Source organism: Rhodococcus sp. EPR-134, assembly GCF_001647205.1.
GTDB classification, from domain to species: Bacteria; Actinomycetota; Actinomycetes; order Mycobacteriales; family Mycobacteriaceae; genus Rhodococcus_F; species Rhodococcus_F qingshengii.
The window spans coordinates 1-654 of the sequence record NZ_LVCT01000305.1 but is presented as its reverse complement, the minus strand read 5'-3'; the positions used below and the strand labels follow the sequence as shown (position 1 = coordinate 654).

At 61.8% G+C, this 654-nt stretch carries 1 protein-coding gene and 1 pseudogene; both read right to left on the bottom strand.

Annotated features, from left to right (window positions below):
• Window positions 1-117, bottom strand: a pseudogene (locus tag A2J01_RS35785) (SAM-dependent methyltransferase); the annotation flags it as partial.
• A gap of 73 nt (window positions 118-190) precedes the next feature.
• Window positions 191-654, bottom strand: a 464-nt coding sequence (locus A2J01_RS13970) for a nitroreductase family protein (protein ID WP_064112913.1), incomplete at its 5' end; no start/stop codon positions are given.

Here is a 654-nt window from a genome sequence, read left to right as displayed (position 1 = left end):
AGCGTCGGCGGCCTCGTCGAGGATCAGACGATCAGCCGCATCGACGGCAAAGAGATTGGGTGCCTCGACATCGGGGAATCGGCGCAGACGATCGAACAGTTCGGGTGTGTCGGACATGCCACCAGTCTTTCAGGTGGAACTACGCAACACTCAATCCCCCGACCAGCAGGTGATCAGTTCGACATCCCTGTCAGTTCGACATCCACTGCACGACGTTGTCGACGGTTTCGCGTTCGGTGCGGAATCCGTTCACCGGGTGGTCGGTGTCGGGGTACCCGAACGAGATCGCGCAGACAACCTTGCGAGTGTCGTCGATACCGAAATGCTCGTGAATGAACTTGGAGCTGCCCGCGAGCGCCGCCTGCGGAATGGTGGCGACCCCCAGACTCTGGGCCGCGAGCAGGAAGCTGTTCACGTACAACCCGCAGTCGACTGCGCCGTAGGTGCCCAATGCCTCGTCAGTGGTGATGATCGCGACGTGAGGAGCGCCGAAGAGCTCGAAATTCTTCATCGTCTGTGCCGCGGATCCGGCGCGGTCACCGTGCTCGATTCCGACGCTCGAATACAGCGCCATCGCGCAGTCGAACCGACGCGACTTGTAGATGCCCTGGTACGCGCGCGGGAACTCGAAGTCCGACTCCTGGGCGTTGGCCA